This window comes from candidate division TA06 bacterium (assembly GCA_004376575.1).
GTDB lineage: Bacteria > Hydrothermota > DG-26 > E44-bin18 > E44-bin18 > E44-bin18.
The window spans coordinates 1-23,409 of the sequence record SOJN01000029.1; the positions used below are offsets into that span (position 1 = coordinate 1).

Consider the following 23,409-nt stretch of genomic DNA (forward strand, 5'->3'; position numbering starts at 1 on the left):
CAGGCAGGCCTCGTCTTTTCTTTGGAAAAGCCGGGCCTTTTTGGCTCGCAATGACAGTGCTTCCTTTACGTGTTGCGCAGAAAGTTGAGCGGGTTTAGAAGCTGACAGCTGTCGTATGGCGCACAGCTGGTTCAGGAGTGTTCACTGCAATTTCAGAACCTTCAGTGATTTGTATCCATCAGCGTTGACGAAATAGATTCCGGCTCTTAGATTTCTGCCAATCGTATTGCTCTCTGTTGTTTCGATCAGCCTTCCTGACAGGTCATATATTCGCAGTGTCGGGATCTGGTTTCCGGAACCCCCGGGCGTAGCGACATTGCAGTAGAGTGTAAATGGATTGGGATATGCCCTTAGTTCATGGTCCATACTCTGCAATGTGCGATTGTCTGACTCTTCAATACCGGTGGAAAAGTTCAGAAGACGCTCAAGTGTCATGGCCCAAGTATAATTCGGATTTGTTTCACCAGGGTGGCTGGCGATGCACACAAGGGTGCTGTGGTTTTCGGTCAGGAATGAATAGTTGATGTGGGTGACGGTGTCACTTAAGATAGGAATACCCATAAAAAAGATTGTCGTTGCACACGTATCAAATGAACATGTCCGCAGACAATCAAATGTTCCAAGGGGAATTGTGACTGTCCCATAGGCATCAAGGGACTGAAAGCCATGTTTCTCGACTGTAAGTAGGAAATCGGGCCCCGTCTCCAGAGAATAGAAAGAATAGTAGTGACGGCTATCTCCGTAACTCAAGGGCAGAGGAATGGTGTCCATTGGATCGTACTGGATGACGTAAGTTGATCCAGTAGACGCAAAGCCAAGACCACAGTAACCATAATCATCCGGATTAAGCTCCATATATTGATAGATCGTATCAATATCTTCAGTTGATTTATAAACCAAATTTGCGTTCGGGAATGTATCAGCAAATGGGGTTGTTCCCTTAGAAACGATCCGAAAATTGACGGTATCCGTACCCATTGGCTGAGAAGTGAAATTCCAGATGTGTGGGCCACCCTGAGAGCCGAGACCAACAGTTACATCGTATTTGATATTGACGCTCCATTGAGTGCCAACGTCGTGAGGTATCTCTGTCCAGTCAATAACAATCTGGGCAGAGAGGGGAGCGGCTGTGCACAGCCCGACGACCAATAAGCCTAACACTAACGGTTTCATCTTTCCTCCTTTTTTAATTGATTTTGACCTTTATGGTGCCTGAAAAGAAACTCCCGTTCTCTGGTGGCAGTGTATCCTTGCCAGTCCTCACATTCGGCACAAAAGAGCTTCGGCAGTGCCTGCGGTCGCGAGGGAGAGTACACCGGTGCCAGAGAGAGGTCAAGGACAAATCCTGGAGGGCCAAGGAAGTTCTGAGGGATGAGACTCTTTCAAAGGTTTGCCACTTGTCTCTCAAAACGAAATCGCCGTACCTCGGGACAGAGAGGTGCGCTAATTGGCCAAATCCCGAAGATCCAAAATACAACCAACGACCACAGATTACACAAGATTCCGAAACCCGAAATTCCGAAATTGAAACTACTGAAACCACCAGATTCTGAAGGCCGAAAATAGAAGATTGAAGAACGACCCCGGAGATTGCTTCGCGCCCTTCGGGTGCTCGCAATGACAGGGGGGGTAGATATCGGGACTGGTGATGAATTCGCTTACCTAGAGGCCGAAGATCAAAAATCTAAAAGGAATAGGTCCATGCCATCAGAGAGGGCGTAAGGCATATGTCGTTCTGAGCGAAGTGCTGAGCAGTTCGCTATGCTCAGCATAAATTCCGCCGAAGCACGGAGTCCCTTCGCTCCTCTCAGGACAAACTCCGGGTCTGCTTGTGCCAGATTGCTTCGCTACCGCTCGCAATGACAGAAAAGGGGCTGTCATTGCGAGAAGACCCTGAGTTCATCGAAGGGCGACGAAGCAATCTCCAGAGAGTGGACAACACGAAATTGGGGAATTGAAAACCTGAATGCGGATTCAGTAGCTGACGGCTGACAGCTGTTGTGCAGGGTACAGCGTATAGGGCTCATCATCTTGTTTTGAAGGTAAACTTGTAGGGTCCTGTGGGATTCTCAGCTTTGTCCTTGAAATTCTTGAAGCTTACTGTATTTATCCAGATAACATATTCTTTGTCTGGCTCCAATCTTACTGGCAGTATATTCGTTGTGTTGTTGTTGGTGTAATATGGCTCAGCTGTCATTTCTGGAAACTTGTCTTTATCTTCAAAACACCATGACCAGTTCCCATCCATCATGGGTTCACTAAAACTCACCGAGATTTCTGTTAGCAGTGGGTCAACATCTTGTGCCCCATTTTGGGGGTTTGTACTTATCACTCTTGGCGGCACATTGTCTCTTGCACGACACCCTGACAGCAGCAGTACCACAACTATTGCCAGTACAGACAAATCTCTCTTAAACATATCAATTCCCCCTTTGCACGTCCTGAATTGCGTTGTTCGATGCCCTGCTGATTTCTGAGGTGAGTACCAAAAGCTGACGACTGAAAACCCTCTTACATCCTTCGTCTAGTTTTTGGGATTTCTGGCGATTTTCGATTTTCGACTTTCGAATATCGGTCTCAGTTGACGGCTATCGTATAGCGTATATCTCATTTGTGGTTATTTGAGTTCAAAGCTCACCGTGACTTTTGCGTTAACACTGACCTGCCCAAGGGCGATGCTGCTTTCGGCTATTGAGGAGGCAACTCCATAATCCTGAACTACGTTTTGGGCCATCCAGCCCCCTGAGCGACCACCCCACCATGAATTGTACGGATACCACCATCCAGCCCGGTCTTCCCGAATCGTGTGAGGCTTCCCGACCTTTTGCCCGAGCTCCTTAGCCAAAGCATTTGCTTTCTCTCGAGCAGCCCTGATCGCGAGAGCACGCGCTTCATCTCTGTACTTGCGGAGCTCAGTCGTGCGGAACTGAATCCCATGGACATAGTTAGCGCCGGCTTCAAGCGTTTTGCTGAGGAGGCCTTCAAATTTGGATATGTCTTTCAGAGTAAACACGATTGTTTTGCGAACAAAGTAACCTATGAAGTTGCGTCTTTCATAATTATCGCGATATCTCGGTTCAATACTGATGTGGTCGGTCTGTACGTGTTTTTGCTCAATCTTGAACTCTTTGGCAAGTGCGAGGACCTTCCTAACTCGCTCGTCATTTTGATTTTTCGCCACGCCAAGATCTTTATTCCATGTCTCGACGCCAACAGTGAGGATGACCTCATCAGGAGCTACCTTGACTTCGGCGTCGCCAGTGACCGTGATGAGACGCGGTTCCTGTCGATCGTCAGCCCAGGCTGATAATGCGAACATCACAACAAGGAGAAAAGCAAGAATACTTCTACTCATGGATCTGCTCATGACTCAGACCTCCGTTTCAACTGCTGAAAATCGAAAACGAAATAGGGCCAGCCCGCCGTAGGCGGGATGAGAGATATTTCGTCCTGTTTAGTCTTTCTTAATGAGACCGAGTAGGAACGAAGGTCGAATTCTAGAAAGAGTTAATCCTGCTTAGTCTCTCTTACTGAGACGGAGTCGAAGCTTAGAGAGAATTAGTCCTGACGCGGCGCCGAAGGGAGCCGCAGGCGGAGGGAGGGGAACCGAAGGATCTGCTTGTGCCAGATTGCTTCGACTCGCTCCGCGAGTCTCGCAATGACACTGTTTCTTCTTTTGGCAGGTTAGCCGGCAGGAGTGCCCTCAGGCATTGGCAGCTGACGTTTTCGTACAGTGTATAGCTGCTTTACTTCATTTTCTTCTTCGCGGATTCCTTCAGTTTTTTGATCTGCTCGGCGAAGACAGGACCAGCCTTGGTTTTGCTCTCGAACTCTTCAGCCCACGTTGCCCATTCGTATGCTTCGGATGCCCGTCCTGATTCGAGTAGCAGATAACCATAACCCAGTGCAAGGGCAGTAACATTAGTGGCTACGCGATCGGTATGAGTGATCCGCACTGGACTGCGATCCCCGACACCGACAAACGATGCAGCAAAATCGTCTGGATTTATGCTCTCCAGGCTAATACGCAGCATAGTACTATCCTTAGGCACATCGATTTTCTCTGGGAAGCAAAGATAGAACGGTCCGGACAGTTTCATCCGGTCTCGGCTGTCAGGAGTGAAGTCTCGATCACCCACGGTAGCTGCTACGGCCAACGGTCGTGGGAACTTACCTGCCTTCTGCATGTCAAGCCAGCCTGCCACAATCTTCTTGGAAACCGTGACCATGCGTCCGCTGTTGGCTTTTGAAGGCCTGACTGAATCCAGTTCCTTGTCTGTAAACGGAAGTGGTACTGCATAGCGGTCTCTCACCATCCTCGCATACCACGGAATATTGAGAAGCGGGAGATTCACAATAGCCACGTCAGGTCGGATCTTTTCGAACTCCTGGAGTGCGACTGCAGGATAGGTGTCCATATCACCATTGGTCAGCAAAAGTGAGTTTTCTGGAAGTCCTTTCAGTACCCATCTGTTGTAGGCAAGAAGAGGTGGAGCAAGAAATCCTGTGGTAATGAACGAACGCAGCGCTTTCTTTTCCAAGGCGGGGTTCCCTCGTTGCATTGCTTCTATCCAGATTATTGTCCAGGCGTTACCGTCTGTTGAGTCGCATTCCACCGCCTTGAGTAAGTGACGCCAGGTCGTGTCTGCGTTGGTATTTTTCCAGCCGCCATACCTGGGACAATAAGCCTCCGCCAGAACCGTATGGGCAAAACTGTGACAGGGATCCATAGCGATCGCCTTCCGGGCAGTCTTCACAGCTTCATCAATCCGTTTCATGCGACGAAGCGTCTCTGCAAGATACGCGTGCACATCCGGGTTACGGGCATCCTCTTTCGCAGCACGTTCAAACAGAGGAAGTGCTTCTTTCAGTTGGTTTTGACGGTATAAGGCAATGCCCTCGTCAAAATCCGACTGGACAATACAGCTTGCCAGCAACAGGGTCACTATCGTAAGAACCGCGATGCCTGCCAGAGGCGGGCAAGAGAATATATTACGGCTAGCCATGTCATCCTCCTTTCCCGGGACCCGAAAATCGAAGATCGAAGATCGAAAATCGAACCACGAACCCCAAAGCCTGAAAATCGAACAAAAAACACGAAATTACGAAATTGAAAACATTGAAACCACAAGATTTCACGAGATTAACACAGATTCCAAACACATCCTCATGGTTGAACCCGAACCAGAAAAATAATCTTGTGATAATCTGTGCAAATCTGTGGTTCCAGATGGAAACTGACGGCTGAGAGGTATCGTATATCGTACACCGTATAGCGTACAGCTAAATCTGCAAACATCTCATCCGTGGTTTTTGTTCGCACGGGCGATCTCATTTCCTAATATCAAAAAGATCCAGAATGAAGGCGTACTCAAAGGCAATGTCTCTCAGGTAGTCATACCGGCCGGACCACCCGCCGTGTCCAGCACCGATCTTTGTCTTGAGGAGAAGGATGTTGCTGTCAGTTTTCAAGGCCCTCAACCTGGCGACCCACTTGGCTGCCTCCCAGTAGGAAACTCGCGTGTCATTCAGGCCAGCGGTAACCAGCGTGTTGGGATAGTCCTTTACTTCGACATTGTCATACGGAGAATAGGACTTCATGTAATCATAGTACATTTCATCATTGGGGTTACCCCACTCCTCATATTCAAGAACGGTGAGTGGTAGCGACGGATCGAGCATAGTATTGAGAAGATCCACAAAAGGAACATCACCGACAACACCCTTAAACAGGTCCGGCCGCATGTTTGTCACGGCGCCAATAAGCAATCCACCGGCACTACCACCAGAAATGACCAACCCGTCTTTCGATGTATACTCCTCGGCTATTAGATGCTCGGCGCAGGCAATGAAGTCAGTGAAGGTATTCATCTTGTTCAGCAGCTTGCCTTCTTCATACCAGTATCTTCCCATTTCACCACCACCCCTCACGTGGGCAATTGCATATATGAAACCTCGGTTCAGAAGGCTCAACCGATTCGAGGAGAAATAAGGCTCAGAGCTCGACCCATAAGAACCATAGCCAGTTAGAAGGAGCGGATTGCGTCCGTCTTTCAATATTCCCTTCTTGTAGACCAATGATATTGGGATCATAGTTCTGTCTTCAACCTCGGCGAATATTCTTTGTGATTCATAAAGGGACGCGTCGTAACCGCCAAGGACCTCATACTGTTTCTTCAGTTCACGGCTTCGGGTTTCCATGTCATAGTCAAAAATCGACCTTGGTGTGACCAATGATGTATAAGTGAAACGGAGCATGGTGGACTCGAACTCCGGGTTCTTCCCGCGCCAGAAAGTATAAACAGGTTCCGGAAAATCAACATAGTGGGTCTCACCGCTGGAGACGTTGATTATGCGGATCTTCTTCAGTCCATTTTCCCTCTCAAAGACCACCAGATGATCCTTGAAAACATCAATACCATCTATTTTGACTGAATCGCGGTGCGGTATGATTTCGCTCCAGTTCTTCCTGGATGGATCTGTTATTGGAGCCTCCATCAACCTGAAGTTCTTGGCCTGGTCATTTGTGAGGATGAAGAATCTGTCCCCAAGGTGTCTAACGTAGTATTCCATCTCATTTTGACGTGGATGGATGATCCTGAAGTCCTTTGTAGGCTCGTTGGCACTCAAGGTGCGGACTTCTGTGGTGGTATGGCTTCCCAGTTCCATCAATATGTACTTCTCACTTTTCGTTCTCGATACGTATAGGAACATAGCATCATCCATCTCCTCGTAGACGAGGAAGTCTTTGTCAGGGTCGGTGCCCAGTGTATGTCTGTAGAGCCTATAGGGACGACTTGCTTCATCCTCAACAGTATAGAAGATGGTCCGGTTGTCATTTGCCCACGCAAGAGTGTATCCGGTGTTCGGAATCTCTTCCTCGAAGAGCGCGTTCTTCTCCAAATCCTTTATGTAGAACGTGTATCTCTCTGAACCCACTGTATCGACCGAATACGCGAGGAATTTGTGATCAGGACTCACGTTGTACACACCAAGCTCCAGGTACTCGTGCCCGGTTGCAAGTTCGTTTTGGTCAAGCAGTATTTCTTCGTCAGCATCAAGAGTTCCCTTTTTTCGACAATAGATTGGGTACTGTTTGCCCTCTTCAGTGCGCGAATAGTAGTAGTAATTATCCAATTTGTAAGGCACAGAAAGGTCTGTTTCCTTGATTCTGCCCAGGAGTTCTTTGTACAGTTGTTGTTGAAACTTCTCGGTATGCTTCATCATGGCTTCAGTGTACTTGTTCTCATCCTCAAGATATTCGATCACTTCTGGGCTGGATCTTTCTCTCAACCAGAAATAGTCATCGATGCGAATGTCTCCGTGTAGGGTATCTGCCTTGGGGCTTATTCTTGCGACAGGAGGAGTTATGGTTTGCCTGTCTATTGTTGGGAAGGTTCTCACATGGGGGCGAGGACGGACACAACCCGAAATACACAGAAAAACAAGACTGAACGAAACGATAGGTGACAGCCGAGCGACAAATCGTGTATTATGCGTCATACGGAGGTTCCTTTCAGGGTTTGCTGTTGCCGTGGTTACCCTCGTCCTGCGTGCTGAGGGTCCTCTGATGGTCACGAAGTGGCTTGAATCCAATGAGCTTGATCTGCTTTTTCCTGACGTAATCTTGAATGGCCGGATCAGTTATGATCTTAAGTTCAGCCACGCGACCTTTCACATCCTTCTCATCCTCACCTTCAACTGCCAGGTGTAGAATGAATTCTGTTATGCCTCTCGGAAGCCAGTCCATACTGCTCAGGAATTTCTTCTTCTTTCTTCTGTTGCTGTAGGTTCCAAAGTCATATACGATCTTGTCCGTGGTTAGTATGCCAGCTTTTCTTATAGCTCGATCGTGTAGGATAGTCTGCCTTCTCACCGGAAGGTTGTATTTCTTGGCCAGCTTGATCACAATGCTGAATGTCTTTGGATCATGCATTTGAAAGAAGCCCTTATGGAAGCTCAGGCTGGTCGGGTCGATGCCTCGTGAAAGTACAGCTTGAATTTGAGCCTCCAGTTCTTTTTCGATGTCGCTCCCTTCAGCCTGCCAGAAGACCCACCATATAGAGGTGGAGAACGCACTGTCAGATTCGACGAGCGTTGGAATCTCTTTTGGGGGCAGAATTGGTTTCCACTTGGGCTCCATGTTGTCCCGGGCAAGGACAAGATGAATGCCAACATCGAGATCAGGGTGCTCGGATATATAATCATAAGCTTCTTCAACAGCCGAGCCCACAGGCATCAGCGCTACTGAAGTGACCATCCCTTGCTCAATCCCCCTTATGATCCCCAGGTTCGTCGCACGGTTCCTGCCGAAATCATCTGCTGTCAGGATGAGGGCTGTCTCAGCGCCAATTGGCTCCAGCACAGCCTTTGATTCAGGGGAAGGCCTGGCCATCTTGAACGGCGCAGTACAAGACGCAAGGCTCAGCGAAATGGCTATAAGTACAAATAGTTTCTTCGACATTTCAATAACATTCTATCCTTGGAGCGGCGATTTATCAATGCGCATTTTAAACATAGCGCGGGCTTCTTCAGGCTGAGAGCTGACAGCCTAAAATAGTGCGAGCCTGCCGGTTGGAGAGCCGACAGGCTCGAGTAAACAACTGTAGCTGAACTGGTTATCTCGCAAAGACGATTTTCTGTGCTAGACTGGCCTCACCACACGAGAGTCTGGAGATATACAACCCCGAGGAGAGCCTCTCAGGAGTCCATTCAGCACTGTACACTCCTTGTCCCAGCGTTTCGTCCACAAGAGTCGCCACTAATCTTCCGCTAAGGTCGAATATCTGAAGCTTAACCATTGATGCAGCAGGAATGGTGTACGATAAGCGTATTCCGTCCCTAAACGGGTTGGGTGTGGCACTGAGAAACATTCCGCGGAGGCTTGTACGCGTAACTACGCTTTCCTCAACTCTTGTAGCTCCAAGGTGTATGTCGATGCCGTTCACATCGCCGTTTTTGATCGTGACTGGTACAGGGTAACTGGTAGTTGGATCGTTAACGCGACTCGCTGTGATTATGTAAGTTCCGTTGGAAAGACCTGGAATGGCATAGCTTCCGTCTTCCTGTGTCGTGGCTGAGCTAACAGGCTCCTGCCCAAGAGTTGCGTTCTCGGAATACGCATAAACCAAGGCTCCTGGAGCTGGATCTACGCCGCAGTAGACTTTTCCCTTTATCATCTTGTTGTCGTGATATCTGTGTCCAAGACTGAAGTCGATGCCGTCTTCAGGAGGACTTACTGGTGTGGCTTCCTCCCACCTGTAGACATTGTCGTAAAACTCTCCTATGTATCCTCCAGCGTGCGCGAAGATAACATACTCCCCTGGAATCAGTTCACATATTTCGTAATGACCATACTGGTTGGTGAATGTGTATTTGGCGTAGGAAGTGTCAAGCATCATGGCCATGACGAGCGCGTCATTGATTCCGTATCCAGTCTCCTCATCAACGACCCTACCCCAGATGCAGAGGTTTTGTGGCCCACAGTCCAGAGTGAAGTCGATGTGGTCCGTGGTTTGCCCCGCTCGGACCTCAACACTATCCGCTTGTCCGGGGCGGGATTTGTTGTCGTACCATTCTCCATCACATTCCCGCGCGTGAGCGTGAACGAAATATATCCCCTGCTCGAGCTCGCAAATCTCATAGTAGCCATCCCAGCCGGTGAAACCCTGGGCAACAGGATCTCCGAAAGGATTTGTGTAGATCCTGACGAGCGCGTCATTGATAGGCTCGCCAGTCTCTTCGTTCGTGACCCTTCCTACTATGCAACCCGTGTGTTCACCACAATCCAGAGTGAAGTCGATGTGGTCCGTGGTCTGACCGGCTCGGACCTCAACACTATCCGCCTCTCTGGGACAGCACTTGTTTTCGTACCACTCTAGATCACATCCGTGTGCATGCGCGGAAACAAAATATACGCCTTGCTCAAGTTCGCAGATCTCATAGTAACCCTCTATCCCAGTGAAGGCATCGGCAACAGGGTCGCCGAACGGATCTGTGTAGACCCTCACAAATGCGTCGTTAATAGGCCCACCCGTCTCCTCGTCAGTCACCCGTCCGACTATGCAGCCTGTGCCAGGATGCTCACAGAGTAGACTGAAGTTTATGCCGTCTGTGATCTGGTTTCCATGGACTTCAATGGGATCAGCATTCTCCGGGCGCCTCCTATTGTTGTACCATTCTCCCTCGCATTCGTATGCATGGGCAAAGGCATAGTATATTCCTGGCTCAAGGCCACATATCTCATATACACCGTGCTCGTTCGTATAAGTATGTGCCACTGGCGCACCGCGAGGACTAGAGTATATCGCCACGTAAGCCTCATGGATTGGCTCTTCAGTCTCCTGATCTACCACGCGTCCCGTTATACAGCCTGTAGGGTGCTCGCATTCAAGAGCAAAATCAATATGGTCCGTGGTTTGTCCCGCTCGGACCTCAACAGTATCAGCATCTCCGGGGCAACACTGGTTATCCCACCATTCTCCCTCACAACCCTGTGCGTGAGCATGCACGAAGTATATGCCTTGCTCGAGTTCGCAGATCTCATAGTGACCGTACACATTAGTGAAAGCATCGGCAACAGGGTCGCCGAACGGATCTGTGTAGACCCTCACAAATGCGTCGTTGATCGGCTGACCAGTCCCTTCGTCCGTAACCCTCCCGGTTATGCAACCATAATCAGCCTCGCACGTCAGCCCAAAGTCAATATGGTAAACGGTTTCGCCGTCATGTACTTCAATAGGGTCTGCCTGTTCAGGATCGGGCGTATCCTCCCACCATTCAGAAGCGCAATTCTCACCACCGTAGACCCAGACGTAGTACAGGCCCTGTTCAAGTTCGTAGAGGGTATAGTTACCGAGGGAGTCCGTTACTGCCCACTCGATTACTGTACCGCCCGGTTCATCGTACGCGTGTACGTACTTACCCGCGAGAGGCTCCCATGTCGTCTCATCATAAACATCCCCAGTGATGCTGCCCCAGCCAAATGCTGAGCCGCACATAAATGAGGCTGAGCCCAATAATGCAACCAGTACGAACAGCAACCTTTTCATATTCACAATTCCTCCTTGCTGAATACTGCTCAAAAAACTCACATTCACGAGGACGCTAAGCACACCCCCTTTCGCCCCGAAAAACTGTAATCCGTCGAACCCCTTGTGTCAAGACATTTCTCAAGCCCCCCGCCGGACCTACCACCCGCATTCGAAATTCCCATCACCCTCCCCCTGCACCTTCGAAATTACGAAATTCCCTCATCTCCTCCCTCAACCTTCGAAATTGTGCAACATGCCGTCAGGCACGTGTTGCTGTAAGTACTTGGCAATCAATAGTTTGTAGTTGGTGATTTCGAAATTGCAAATTTGTCTGCTTGCCCCGTTTCTCATGAAGCGAGATACACGGGGCCTGCCTGCCCGGCTCGCCTTACGAGCGGGCGTTTCACGGTACCTCGTTCCGCGGGAGCTCCTGGCTTGGCTGCGTTTATTTCTAGCGTCTTCAGGCAGAAAATCTCATGGAAATCAAGAAAATGGTCTTGCTTAAAGGAGCAAAGTGGCCTATATTTTGTTGTAGTATTTGCTGCAGGCAATGACCTGCACGGGGCGGCGCTGACCCGGAGCAAAGCACTATCCTTTGGGGGGTAGAATGAAAAAGGTCCCTGGTGAGTTAGATACGGGGGAATCCAGGTGGCCGGAGCCGCTGGTGCTGCTTGTGGGATCCGCGCTGGTGTTTCTGCTGGTCGCCTGTCAGCTTGCTATCGCAGCCACTTTCACAGTGACAAACACTAACAGCATGGGTCCAGGGAGCCTGGAAGATGCCATTATTCGTGCAGATACTATGCCTGGACACGACATCATCCGGTTCAACATACCCGGGGTCGGCCCTCACATTATTAGGCCGTTGAGCCCACTGTCTCCGCTCGTGGACCCTTCCGGTGTGACGATCAACGGATTCACACAATCTGGAGCCTCTCCCGGAAGCAATCCTCCGAGCTCGGCAATCCTTAAGATTGAGCTCGACGGAAGAAACCTGGGGCCGGGTCACGGGCTTCCTGTTCCCGGCTTCTTTATATTGTCCTCGAACAATGTAATTCAGGGAATAGTCATAGACAGCTTTGAAAACGACGGGATTCGGATACAGGCTGTGCAGGACACTGCTTCATTCAACTACATTTTCTGCAACTTCATTGGGACGGACCGGACGGGATCCGTCGCCCGGGGTAACGGTTATGATCAGGAAATGCCTTCTGCGGGAATAAACATATTGGTGAGGCCAGGGTCTGGTGAGATGTACGCGACGAAGAATATCATAGATGCCAATCTCATATCAGGTAACCATTGTGATGGTATCAGGATCTCAGGTTTCCCTCCGGGTGATATATTTTCAAACAGAATTCTCAACAACTATATCGGTACTGACATCAGTGGAAACACAGATCTAGGAAACAAGTACAGTGGTGTGTACATCGGCGAAGGAGCACACAATAATGTGGTACGTGGAAATCTCATCTCAGGAAATGAGTTTGAGGGTGTGTGTATTGTGGGAAATGCAAGTCTCGGGGTTCTCAGCCGTCAAAACGTCATTGAGGAGAACATCATCGGCTTGAGTGCTGCCTTTGCGCCACTGCCGAACGGTCGAGATGGGGTGAGTATTGGCGTGGAGGGCGCAACCGGGGAAATCGGCTGGGCAATTGCCAACGAAATTGGACCTAACAACGTTATCGCCTATAACGGTCGTAACGGAGTCCTGGTCTGGGAGCACCCGAACAGTCCGTCAAATGCAGACCAGAATCGGATTTCGGAAAACTCAATCTACGACAATGTAGGTTTAGGTATAGATTTGGGGGACAACGGCGTGACATTCAACGACCTCAAGGATCCTGATTCTGGCCCGAATGAAGAACTCAACTTCCCGGAAATAACGAGTATCACCTATGATGCTGGACTGGCGACAATCACCGGCACAGTGGACATTGACGTGGCCCCCTCACGGGCTGTCATAGAAGTCTTCAGGGCTTCTCCTGATCCAGCCAACCATGGGGAAGGAGACCTCTTTCTTGATTCCGCCGAACCTGACACAGGGGGAAACTGGACTGTCGTGGTCGCTGGATTAAGCTCCAGCGATTTCGTTACCACTACTGTCACTGACCTAAAACTGAACACTTCTGAGTTCTCTCGAGTCGAAGCCGTGGTTGGAGTGGAAGAACAAGGTTCCAGGTTGAATGTTGAACGTTCAACGTTTGAGCTGCTTCAGAACGAACCGAATCCGTTTCACAGTCGAACGGTGATCAGCTATTCTCTGCCGGTGGCTGGTGGTGTCACTCTCAGGGTCTATGACATTGCGGGCAGGCTGGTGGATACCATCGTGGATGGGGAACAGAAGGCTGGGGTCCACCGAGTCGAATGGTCTCCGAAGCAAGCATCCAGCGCAATATACTTCTACCGCCTGGAGGCTCGAAACCACTTCGAAATGAAAAAGATGATTTTGCTCAGGTAGAACGAACTTCTCATAGCGCGTTATTCCATAAAGACTTACAAAAGAAAGATCAGTTCATGCCTGCACGCTTGGGCTGTCCTACGGCCGCTTGTTTGACGAGGCCGCGTTCCCCGGCGGCACCAACGTCAGTGTCACAAAAGAGGTTGACATGGAGCCTTTTCGAGGTAGACTAGCCTAAAGGCGGGTGCCTGCAAATGAATTTTCGGGCGTCGTACTTGGTAGCTCTTGAAACAAAAAGGGTGAGAAAAGAAGCGAGCGGTAGCGCACTACTGACGACCTGTTCTCCTGCAATAATAGTGAGCCTATGTGTCGTCATGGGTGCAGGGGCGGCGCACGGCACTCAGTCCTTTGAGCACAAGTCAGGTCATCGTGGATATTTCAGTGTGGTGAGCGTCGCTGGAGGTCTGCCAGCACACGTTCAAATACATCTCCTCAAGGCAGGATACGCCTACAAGAATGTGGGGGTCGGGACTTCGTTTTCTATGAGCAGAGTCTATCGCGAGCTTGGAGATGATATCGTAACGCTTCTGCCAGTCTACTTTTATGCTATCCCTTATTGGTCCGATCGAGCTGTGCCAGGCGGCATCGACCTTACATCAAAGGTCTTCTGTATCTATTTTGGTGGAAGTTACTGGAGCACAGATGCGAATGCGCTAATCTTCCCGCTCAGCCCCGGGGCGCATGGGGCCACCTTCTTGGACTTTGGAGTGAGCTTCACATATGGTCTTCTCGAGCTCGGTGCCGGTTGGCTCAACTGGACTACAAATAGAGTTCAAGCGGACGGGTACCTTGGATTTCCCTCTGCAGAAGAAATTGAGGACCATTTCTACCTTTCTGCTGGTCTGAATGCTGGGGGATGGTTTCCAATTGCACCCAGGCGAGCGGCTCGCGATTGATTTCACGCCCTATGGAATTTGCTTGAAAGTCTGTGATTTTTCGGAAAGAATAGCAGAACCCGTCACAAAAAAAACAAGGAGGAGAGGATGGAGGAGGAGAAGCAGGCCTCAAGAGATCCCAGTCGGAAATTGCTGCTCACTATTGTCATTCTTCTGGCGGTCATTGCCGTCGGAGTAATACTCATACTGGTTATTCCGAGGGGGAGGATCCCCGTCACTATTGAGTCATTCACTCCAGAAGGAAGGGTCCCGCAGACAACCAATTTCACAGTGGAATTCTCTCAGGAAATAGTCCCTGAGACCCTTATAAATGTTCCACTTGAAAAAGCGCCACTCGTATTCAACCCATCAATTCCAGGTGAATTCAAATGGATTGCACGCCATAAACTCCGTTTCTTCAGCGAAGCCTACCTTCTTCCTTCCTCCAATTATACGGCACATGTCCTGCCAGAAGTGATAGTCCGTGAAGGACAGTTTCTGAAAGGTAAGAGGAAGTTCAGATTCTATACGACTCGATTTCGAGTAGATTACGCCTCTGTGTCACTTGTGTTCGGTCCCGACATCAAGAAGCAGGTAATCCTGCAAGGTGAGGTTGCTTTCAACTATCCTGTGGACCCCAAGGACGTCAAAAAATACATGAGCCTCAGATACGGGAGGCACCCAACTATACCCTACGAGATTACCACTCAGGAGGCAGACAAAAAGATAAGATTCGAGACGGAACCAATGGCTCGGTGGGAGGAAGACCGTACTGTCGTTTTGAAGGTGGTCCAGTGGCTCAAGCCGATTAAGGGAAACCTGGGTCTGTCCGAGGACTATGTGAGAGACATCCGGGTGAAAGGGAAGGGGGAGTTAAAGGTTGAAGGACTTATTCCAGACCAGAAGGGAAGATTTGGCACGCTGAAGATAAAGTTCAGCGCACCTGTTGCCGCCGACGAAGCTGAACAGTATATCACAGTGGAACCTTCCATCGATGTCAAGATGGTTTCCGACTACAGGTACATCAAACTGCTGGGGAGCTTCGAGGCCGGCATAGGATATACAGTCACTGTCAAGCCGGGAATGATGGCTACGGATGGTTCCATACTGAAGAGGGAATTCTCTGATAGAGTCGCACTGAAGAATCTGGAGCCCAGGATGGAGTTTGTGGGAAAGGGGATCTATCTATCGCGCGAAGGGAATCTCAATGTGGGTCTTGAGACTGTCAACATGGATAGCGTAGAAGTCGAAGTAGTCAAGATCTACGCGAATAATCTCGTATATCTTCTTCACACTGGCACATTGAGGTACGACCGTGGCCGTCGGTACGGATACAATGTTAGGAACCTGGGTAAGATGGTCAGCAGGGAAAAGATTGCCATTGCTACTGTTCTGAACGAGGAAGTGATTACACCCATCAATTTGCAGAAGTACCTCGACGACGAACGCATCGGGATCTTCAGCGTCGGAGCATACAAACCAGGTGAACGGTGGAAATCATCTCATCGATGGGCGATGATTACTGATCTTGGCATAATGGCCAAAATGACAGAGGACCAACTTGTAGTATGGGTCAATTCTCTTTCTACTTTAAAACCTGTGCGTGGCGCCAAAGTCACTCTCATCAGCCGGAATAATCAAACCTTGCTTGAAGGATTTACCGATTCCAATGGACTAGCCAAGTTCTCCGCTACTCGAGAAGCCATCGGTGACTTTGATCCGTTCTTTATTGTGGCTTCTCATGAGAAGGATCTCTCCTTCATAGAATTGAGCAGGAATCGTCTTTCTTTTTCGGATTTCGAGGTGGGTGGAAACCCTTATCTGCTTGATGGATATACTGCCTTCCTCTACACAGACCGGGGCGTGTATCGTCCGGGTGAAAATGCTCACCTTGTCAGTATTGTCAGGGAACCTGAGATGATCGTGCCGGCTTCCTTCCCATTGAGGGTAGAGGTCTGGGGGCCACAGGACCAGATGCTCTATGAATTCAGGAAGGAAACAAACGAACAAGGCGGCTGTGAGTTCGAAGTTCATCTGCCTTCATACATACGGACTGGCCGGTACACCGCTAAGGCATTTCTTGGAAAAAAGAACGAAATCGGGCGGACATCTTTTGGTGTCGAAGAGTTCATGCCTGATCGGATAAAAGTGAAGATGGAAACAGACTCAGCCGCCTACTCAATCGGGCAAAGGGTGCCAGTGCGGGTGGAAGCTGTGAACCTCTTTGGTCCTCCTGCTGCGGGGCGGAGGAGTGAGGTAAAATACGTGATCGAGCAAATGTCATTCTCTGCTGCCGAATGGAAACATTTCACTTTCAGGGATGGGAACAAGAAGTTTGACAAACAGTCCAGGGATGCAGGCTCGGCTCGTCTCGACGAAAATGGAAGGCGCACTTTTTACATTAGCCTTCCCGAGGGTCTTAGCCCGCCCTCCGGTCTAAAGTGTATTCTCACTGCCACTGTCTTTGAACCTGGTGGCCGATCAGTTACCGCTCGGCACGGCTTCGATGTGCACGCCTACTCACACTATGCTGGATTGAGGCGATTGAAGGAGGGCTACCTTGAACTAGATGAACCCGTGGAACTGGAATTCATCATCCTCGACAAGAACAAGCAGGTTGCCCCTGGACGAGAGTGTGAAGTCTCTTTTTATCAGATTGTCTATCAGAACGTCCTGCGGAGGACCGGCCGTAGAGGATACCGGTATGTTTCCGAACGGCAGGAAAAACTCGTTGAGTCCTTCAGACTCACCTCTAAGAAACAGGCAGAGAGATTCACAGTGACCCCGGACGACTATGGCCGTTACCGAGCGGAAATAAGGGACAAAAACTCAAATAGCAGCAGTTCTATGACCTTCTATGTTTCTGGATGGGGGTACGCTCCGTGGGCCATGGAAAAACCAGAACGCCTGGAGCTTGACCTGGACAAACCCTCGTACCGTCCCGGCGAAACAGCCAAAGTTCAGATCAGGGCACCCTTCTCGGGGAAGCTGATTCTAACAGTGGAAAAGGAGAAGGTCGTTGATCACCGTATTCTGATGATGGAGGAGAACACAGCCACTCTGGAGATTCCGGTTTCTTCTGACTACAAACCAAATGTGTATCTATCTGCAAGTGTCATTCGCTCGACAAGTTCACTGGAACAGCACGCGCCGGTCAGAGCCTATGGTGCTGTCCCCCTCCTTGTGGACTGCGGCGATAACCGCCATACTCTGAACATCGACGTGCCGACAGAGGTCAGGCCTGAGCGACCTCTGAAGATTGATTTTACTGTAGAAGGAAAGAGAAAGAGTCACTACATTACGATTGCGGCGGTTGACGAGGGGATTCTTCAACTGACGAATTTCCAGACCCCGGACGCGTTCGACTTCTTCTTCAGTAAGAAACGGTTGGCCGTCGAGTCCTATGATCTCTATTCGGCCATTCTTCCAGAAGTGGAGAAAGCGACTACTCCGAAAAGTCCTTCTGGAGGTCTGGCAGAAGAAGAGAGGAGAAAGCGACTCATCCCCATAGCTGTGAAGAGAGTAAAGCCCGTGGCTCTCTGGTCGGGTCTTCTGAAAACAGACTCCAGGGGGCGTGGGTCGGTTAGCCTTGATGTTCCCCAGTTCAATGGGACCTTGAGAGTGATGGTCCTCTCATTTTCGGGAGAGCAATTCGGTTCTGCTCGGAAGAATGTAATAGTCCGTGAGCCCATCGTTCTCACACCAACGTACCCGAGATTCATTTCATCTGACGATGAGTTTCTGATTCCGGTGAGCGTCTTCAACGGTACAGGAAGAAAGGACCGATTCACTGTCACCCTCAATGTAGAGGGGCCGGTAGAAGAGCTGAAGGTTTCTTCTCAAACGCTGTCGCTCAAACCAGAAGAAGAAGGCCAGATCGTCTATTCTGTCAAAGCCTTGAGAGGCATGGGCAAGGTCACTTTCACTCTCACCGCTGAAGGAGGGCATGAAAAAGCGAAGGTAACTACCGAACTGCCGTTGCGTCCACCATCACCGCCTATCACTCTGACGGGAAGTGGTATGGTGAAAGCGGGGGAGAAGGGCAGTTTTGCTTTCCCGAGCAACTGGATCTCGGGGACGACTCAATTTGATCTCAGTCTATCGCCTTTCCCAATGCTCGAATTTGCCGGCGGCCTGCAGTATCTGCTTCGGTACCCCCACGGATGCGCGGAGCAGACCACTTCCAAGGTATTTCCCCTTTTATATTTCAATGACCTTGCCAGGTTAGTCGAACCGGAACTATTCGGCACGAAGGGTCCAGACTACTTCATCGGAGAGGGTATTCGAAAACTTGAGAACATGCAGTTGTCCGATGGATGGTTCACCTTCTGGCCTCGTGGGTGGACCAGATCAGCGTGGACATCGATCTATGTGGTTCACTTCCTAGTAGAGGCACGCAAGGCTGGTTACGAGGTCTCTGACAGAGTCTATGACAGGATGATCAGCGCTTTGGAGAGAAATGTGAGGACCCGAATCCGCGACAGGTGGGAGTTGGGGAGAAGGGCCTACGCCTGCTACGTGCTGGCGGCTGCTGGAAAGCCAAACAGAAGCGCCATGCTCTTTTTGAAGAACAATGAGCTACATAACATGGGTGATTACAGTCAGTATCATCTGGCAGGGGCATTTGCCCTTTCAGGTGACCTGAAAACTGCCTCAACGCTCTTGCCGTCCACTGTCGACCCAGGGGAGGTAAAGAGGGAATCAGGTAGGAACTTCAACTCCTCCACTCGAGCCGCAGCCATCATGCTTGATATTCTCGCGGAAGTGGACCCGGACAATCCAGCAGTCCTGCGTCTGGTCAAAACTTTGAGCGACAGAGCTTCAAAGCGTAACCGATGGTACACCACGCAAGAGAACGCCTTTGCTTTCCTCGCACTGGGCAAAATCTTTCGCAAACAAGAACCAGGGCATTACACGGGGAAAATCACTATCAGTGGAAATCCTTACGCGGATTTTGACTCCAGAGACCAGCGTTTCACAGCAAAAGACTGGGGAGGCAAGAGAGTATCTCTGCAGGTCAAAGGTTCTGGAAATTGTTACTACTACTGGAAAGCCTTCGGTATTTCTCAGGACCCGGACATTCCCGAGTACGATGAGGAACTCGAGGTTCGAAGAACCTACTTGACCAAGACCGGTCACCCAATCGAAGATATGGTCTTCAAGCAGGGCGACCTGATTGTTGGTCTAATTGCCTGTAAAGCCCTAACAGAGAACTTGGACCACGTGATAATAACTGACCTCCTGCCCGCTGGATTCGAGATTGAAAATCCGAGGCTTGAGTCCCGAGCGGGTATCGAGTGGATTGGCAGGAGGGACTATCGTTCTGATTACATGGACATGCGTGATGACCGTCTGCTTATTTCAGTCAGCCTACCCCGCCAGAGAGAACGGAAATTCTACTACGCCATAAGGGCGGTGACACGGGGAAAATTCATTCTGCCACCCATTGCGGCGGAAGCGATGTATGACCCGGCCAAATCCTCTGTGTCTGGAACAGGCAAAATCCAGGTGGTCGAATAGATGAACCGACTCAAGTTCTGGAAATCCAAGCCCTTGAGGATCTCCGCCTCGGTGATTGGTGGCTTCATTCTCCTCGTCGTTCTGGTTGATCTTCTGGGGAGAGTCTTTTTCCCTCTCCCTGAGAAACGTCTGTTCCCACCAACATCTGTCCTTGTCCTGGACAGGCACGAGAAACCCTTGAGGATATTCACGTCCACGGATGACATGTGGAGGATCTCCGCGCCTCTGTCAGAAGTTTCTCCACATCTCACGAACGCTGTCGTGACAGTTGAAGATAGGTGGTTCCGGTACCACTTCGGCGTCAACCCCTTTTCTCTTATCAGGGCTGCCATCACAAATATGAAAGCGGGAAAGATTGTCACAGGTGGTTCTACTCTCACGATGCAGATAGCAAGGTTGATGGAACCAAAACCTCGTACACTTAAGAGCAAAATGATTGAAGCGGTTCGTGCTGTCCAACTTGAAATGGCTTACAGCAAGAACGACATTCTGGAACTCTATTTCAATCTGGCACCGTACGGTGGTAACATTGTTGGCTCGGCGTCTGCTTCTTACTTCTATTTCAACAAGCACCAGAAAGACATTACCCTGGGGGAGGCTGCCTTTCTGGCTGCCGTTCCGAACTCGCCTACGGCCTACCGGCCGGACGCGAAACAGAGCAAAGCCAAGGAAGGGAGAGAGAAGGTTCTCAGGCGCTTGCTAAAAAGAGGGGCCATAACGCAACACCAGTTCCTGGAGGCCGTGTCCGAGCCTTTACCTGAGAAACGTTTCCCCATGCCGTTCATTGCGCCGCACCTCGCGCGCCATCTGAAACAGCGATACCCTTATGAGAACCGGCTCGTCTCAACCATAGATACCAGAATTCAGATTCTGACCAGGAATGTTCTCAAGAACTATCTGGGTCCGTTGAGAAAAAAAGGGATAACTCAGGGCGCTGTCGTTGTCATGGACACAAGGACGAGAGAAGTCCTGGCGCTTGTGGGCTCTCTCGATTTCTTTGACGAAGAAGCTGGGGGCCAGGTGAATGGCGCCTTGTCGCTGAGGTCTCCCGGCTCCGCCCTCAAGCCTTTCGTATACACACTGGCGATGGACGAAGGTCTGGTCTCGCCCCAGAGTATCCTGCTTGACGTTCCTGTGGATTACTCCGGCTTTCGCCCACTCAACTACGATGAACGATACCGCGGTGTGATTACTGTTGAAGAGGCGCTCACTCATTCCCTGAATGTTCCAGCAGTCAATCTCACTGCCCGCTTCAAGGAGGAAGGCCTCTATTCTTTCTTGAAAGAAGCAGGGATTACAACGCTCACAAGACCAAGGGAGTACTACGGCTTGTCCCTCATTCTGGGAGGATGCGAGGTGAAACTGCTGGAACTGACGACCCTGTACGCTGGGCTGGCAAACGGGGGGGAGTTCCTCACATACCGGCTGCTTCTCGACCAGCCCGCGCAAAGGTCGAGACGCCTCCTTGGAGAGGGTACGGCGTTCATCATCACCGATATGCTTACTAAAGTCACGCGGCCTGACTTCCCCAAGACGTGGGAGTCTTCAATCAATCTGCCCAAGGTGGCCTGGAAAACGGGAACATCATACGGACACAAGGATGCTTGGTCCATTGGTTATTCCCCCGATTTTACGGTCGGTGTCTGGGTAGGCAACTTCAATGGTGTGGGATCACCTGCGCTGGTCGGCGCTGAAGCGGCAGCCCCTATCCTTTTCCACCTGTTCAACGCTCTCGCCTCTTCTACGCCCAAGCGCTGGTTCGTCAAGCCCGATTGTGTGAAGGAACGAGAAGTCTGCGCTCTCAGCGGCATGGTCCCCTCGGCTCACTGCTCTGCTCTTAAGAGAGAATATTACGTGCCCGGGAAATCTCCCCATGTCGGTTGTACAATTCATCAGCCTTTCAACGTGGACAAGAAAACCGGAGCTCGTTTGTGTTCGCGCTGTCGCATAAATCGCAAGTATGAGACAGAGGTTTTTGAGATATGGCCCCCGAAGATAGCCACCTGGATGGAGAGGAATGGATTGCGCATTCGCAGGATTCCAGAGCACTACCCCATGTGTCCAGAGGTGATTGCAGGCGGACCACCAGTCATACACTCTCCATCTGCCAGGAGTGAATATCTCATACGTGAAAGTGTTGGCCTTGAGAACCAGAAGATACTTCTCGAGGCTTCTGTTTCCAACAGTGTCCGCAAGATTTACTGGTTTCTGGATTCCAAATTGGTCTTCCAGGGAGACCCCACAGAGAGGGTATTCATCACGCCATTTCCAGGAAAACACACGCTGACCTGTATGGATGAAGAGGGTCGCTCCACGGACATGGTCCTGAATATCCGATGATCAACTCCTGGAAATTCCGAGGAACCCCGCAGCAATAACCAGGTACGAGCTGTCATTCTGGGCATAATACTCACAGAGTGTTGCTATTTTTCTCGAGTTTTTAGGTAGCAGAACCATTTTAGATACGAGATTTTGTGTTGTTCTGTGAGTCCGCGATGGGCTCTGTAATGCTGTTTGAGCTGAGAATAGAAGTTCTCCAGTAGATTGGTAGTTGAAGCGATATTAGGGTCTTGAAGATAGTGAAACATGTTTGGCAGAGCGTTGTTGATCAGAGTCATGGCCCTCTTCAAGTCAGTATTGGCGACACTTGTCCTGGGCAGTTCTCTTATGAACTGTCTGTACTTCTGATACCACTGATTATGGACTTCCAGGAAGAGCGACTTGTCTTCGTGCGTCGTTATGTGCGTGGAATCGGGGACAGCCCCCTAACTCAGTTCGGTTCTTGCGATTTGAGTTCACTTGAGACCGAGGAAAGGAAACTGCCGGACTGTGCTCCGTGGAGTGGAGCATCCTCTTAAGTCGTTGTGTAGTAGAGCGCTGAATAGCCTCTGCTGCGGGACGAGACCCAGCCGGTGTGGCAATATTCACCAACTTCGGCCCGCGATTACGGAGTCAATTCGCTATCATCTTGGAAGATAGAAACTTACAGAAGTTGGGACGTTGATGACAGAGCGTGGGGAAAAGAATAGCAAGGACTTAATCAGGTGGCTGGCAATATGTTATTATATATTGTTATACATCAACACAGACAATGCTATTCAGTTTCCGTTCTTGCACATGTTGAAATCTAAGCGGACTGAGGGGCAATCTGACCCATACGGTTTTGCTTTGTGGCGATATTCCTCATAATAGCACATCTGCCCTGTCTGGGTATGCGAGATAAGTCTTTGTAAGGCTTACAATTATGGGTTCAGGTCTGAGGTTCTCAGGCCGGCATAAATCTTGCACCAGTGTCTTATTGGGAGTTACGCGCACAATGTCCAGAAAGAGGGTATGGTTATGAGTGTCTTGTTATCTAGGCTGAAGACTTTAGCTTTTTTTAGAAAGGAGGCGAAGACCAGCATGCGGCTAAGTACTGTTTTGTTGGCAGTTGTTGTTCTTATGCTCGCCGGAAGTGCTTTAGGCGGAGTTCCTTCAGAAGAGGCTCTTCAAGAACTTATTCAGAATCTGCCGCCCGGTACAT

General features: G+C 50.0%; 11 protein-coding genes. 4 read left to right on the forward strand and 7 right to left on the reverse strand.

Annotated features, from left to right (window positions below):
* Positions 1-141: 141 nt before the first annotated feature.
* From E3J62_02095 to E3J62_02125, 7 genes are all read right to left on the reverse strand, one after another.
* A complete protein-coding gene (locus tag E3J62_02095; protein TET47207.1) occupies positions 142-1,173 on the reverse strand; it encodes a T9SS type A sorting domain-containing protein in 1,032 nt (343 codons plus the stop codon).
* An 853-nt stretch (positions 1,174-2,026) separates the two neighbouring features.
* The gene (locus E3J62_02100) at positions 2,027-2,419 is read right to left on the reverse strand and encodes a hypothetical protein (GenBank protein TET47208.1); all 393 of its coding nucleotides are present in this window, start codon (positions 2,417-2,419) and stop codon (positions 2,027-2,029) included.
* A 198-nt stretch (positions 2,420-2,617) separates the two neighbouring features.
* Complete coding sequence (locus E3J62_02105; GenBank protein ID TET47209.1) at positions 2,618-3,367, reverse strand: DUF541 domain-containing protein; 750 nt, start codon at positions 3,365-3,367, stop codon at positions 2,618-2,620.
* A gap of 379 nt (positions 3,368-3,746) precedes the next feature.
* Positions 3,747-5,006, reverse strand: a complete 1,260-nt coding sequence (locus tag E3J62_02110) for a tetratricopeptide repeat protein (GenBank protein ID TET47210.1) — start codon at positions 5,004-5,006, stop codon at positions 3,747-3,749.
* A gap of 325 nt (positions 5,007-5,331) precedes the next feature.
* The gene (locus tag E3J62_02115; protein TET47211.1) at positions 5,332-7,503 is read right to left on the reverse strand and encodes a S9 family peptidase; all 2,172 of its coding nucleotides are present in this window, start codon (positions 7,501-7,503) and stop codon (positions 5,332-5,334) included.
* Between the two features lie 13 nt (positions 7,504-7,516).
* Positions 7,517-8,464: a ChbG/HpnK family deacetylase gene (locus tag E3J62_02120; protein TET47212.1), complete on the reverse strand. Its 948-nt coding sequence runs from the start codon at positions 8,462-8,464 to the stop codon at positions 7,517-7,519.
* Positions 8,465-8,618: 154 nt separating this feature from the next.
* Entirely contained in the window at positions 8,619-11,051 is a 2,433-nt protein-coding gene (locus E3J62_02125) for a T9SS type A sorting domain-containing protein (GenBank protein TET47213.1), read from the reverse strand.
* Between the two features lie 589 nt (positions 11,052-11,640).
* Here E3J62_02125 and E3J62_02130 point away from each other — a divergent pair.
* The 4 genes from E3J62_02130 (at position 11,641) to pbpC (ending at position 22,226) form a co-directional block, all read left to right on the forward strand.
* Positions 11,641-13,491, forward strand: coding sequence for a T9SS type A sorting domain-containing protein (locus E3J62_02130; GenBank protein TET47214.1), 1,851 nt, complete (start codon positions 11,641-11,643; stop codon positions 13,489-13,491).
* A gap of 194 nt (positions 13,492-13,685) precedes the next feature.
* Positions 13,686-14,387, forward strand: coding sequence for a hypothetical protein (locus tag E3J62_02135; GenBank protein TET47215.1), 702 nt, complete (start codon positions 13,686-13,688; stop codon positions 14,385-14,387).
* Positions 14,388-14,474: 87 nt separating this feature from the next.
* Positions 14,475-19,886, forward strand: coding sequence for an alpha-2-macroglobulin family protein (locus E3J62_02140; protein ID TET47216.1), 5,412 nt, complete (start codon positions 14,475-14,477; stop codon positions 19,884-19,886).
* Positions 19,887-22,226, forward strand: a complete 2,340-nt coding sequence (gene pbpC / locus E3J62_02145; protein TET47217.1) for a penicillin-binding protein 1C — start codon at positions 19,887-19,889, stop codon at positions 22,224-22,226.
* Positions 22,227-23,409 lie beyond the last annotated feature (1,183 nt).

Coding starts and splice junctions, on each gene's coding strand:
- E3J62_02095 (TET47207.1), bottom strand. CDS start 1,173: ATGAAACCGTTAGTGTTAGGCTTATTGGTCGTCGGGCTGTGCACAGCC.
- E3J62_02100 (TET47208.1), bottom strand. CDS start 2,419: ATGTTTAAGAGAGATTTGTCTGTACTGGCAATAGTTGTGGTACTGCTG.
- E3J62_02105 (TET47209.1), bottom strand. CDS start 3,367: ATGAGCAGATCCATGAGTAGAAGTATTCTTGCTTTTCTCCTTGTTGTG.
- E3J62_02110 (TET47210.1), bottom strand. CDS start 5,006: ATGGCTAGCCGTAATATATTCTCTTGCCCGCCTCTGGCAGGCATCGCG.
- E3J62_02115 (TET47211.1), bottom strand. CDS start 7,503: ATGACGCATAATACACGATTTGTCGCTCGGCTGTCACCTATCGTTTCG.
- E3J62_02120 (TET47212.1), bottom strand. CDS start 8,464: ATGTCGAAGAAACTATTTGTACTTATAGCCATTTCGCTGAGCCTTGCG.
- E3J62_02125 (TET47213.1), bottom strand. CDS start 11,051: ATGAAAAGGTTGCTGTTCGTACTGGTTGCATTATTGGGCTCAGCCTCA.
- E3J62_02130 (TET47214.1), top strand. CDS start 11,641: ATGAAAAAGGTCCCTGGTGAGTTAGATACGGGGGAATCCAGGTGGCCG.
- E3J62_02135 (TET47215.1), top strand. CDS start 13,686: ATGAATTTTCGGGCGTCGTACTTGGTAGCTCTTGAAACAAAAAGGGTG.
- E3J62_02140 (TET47216.1), top strand. CDS start 14,475: ATGGAGGAGGAGAAGCAGGCCTCAAGAGATCCCAGTCGGAAATTGCTG.
- pbpC (TET47217.1), top strand. CDS start 19,887: ATGAACCGACTCAAGTTCTGGAAATCCAAGCCCTTGAGGATCTCCGCC.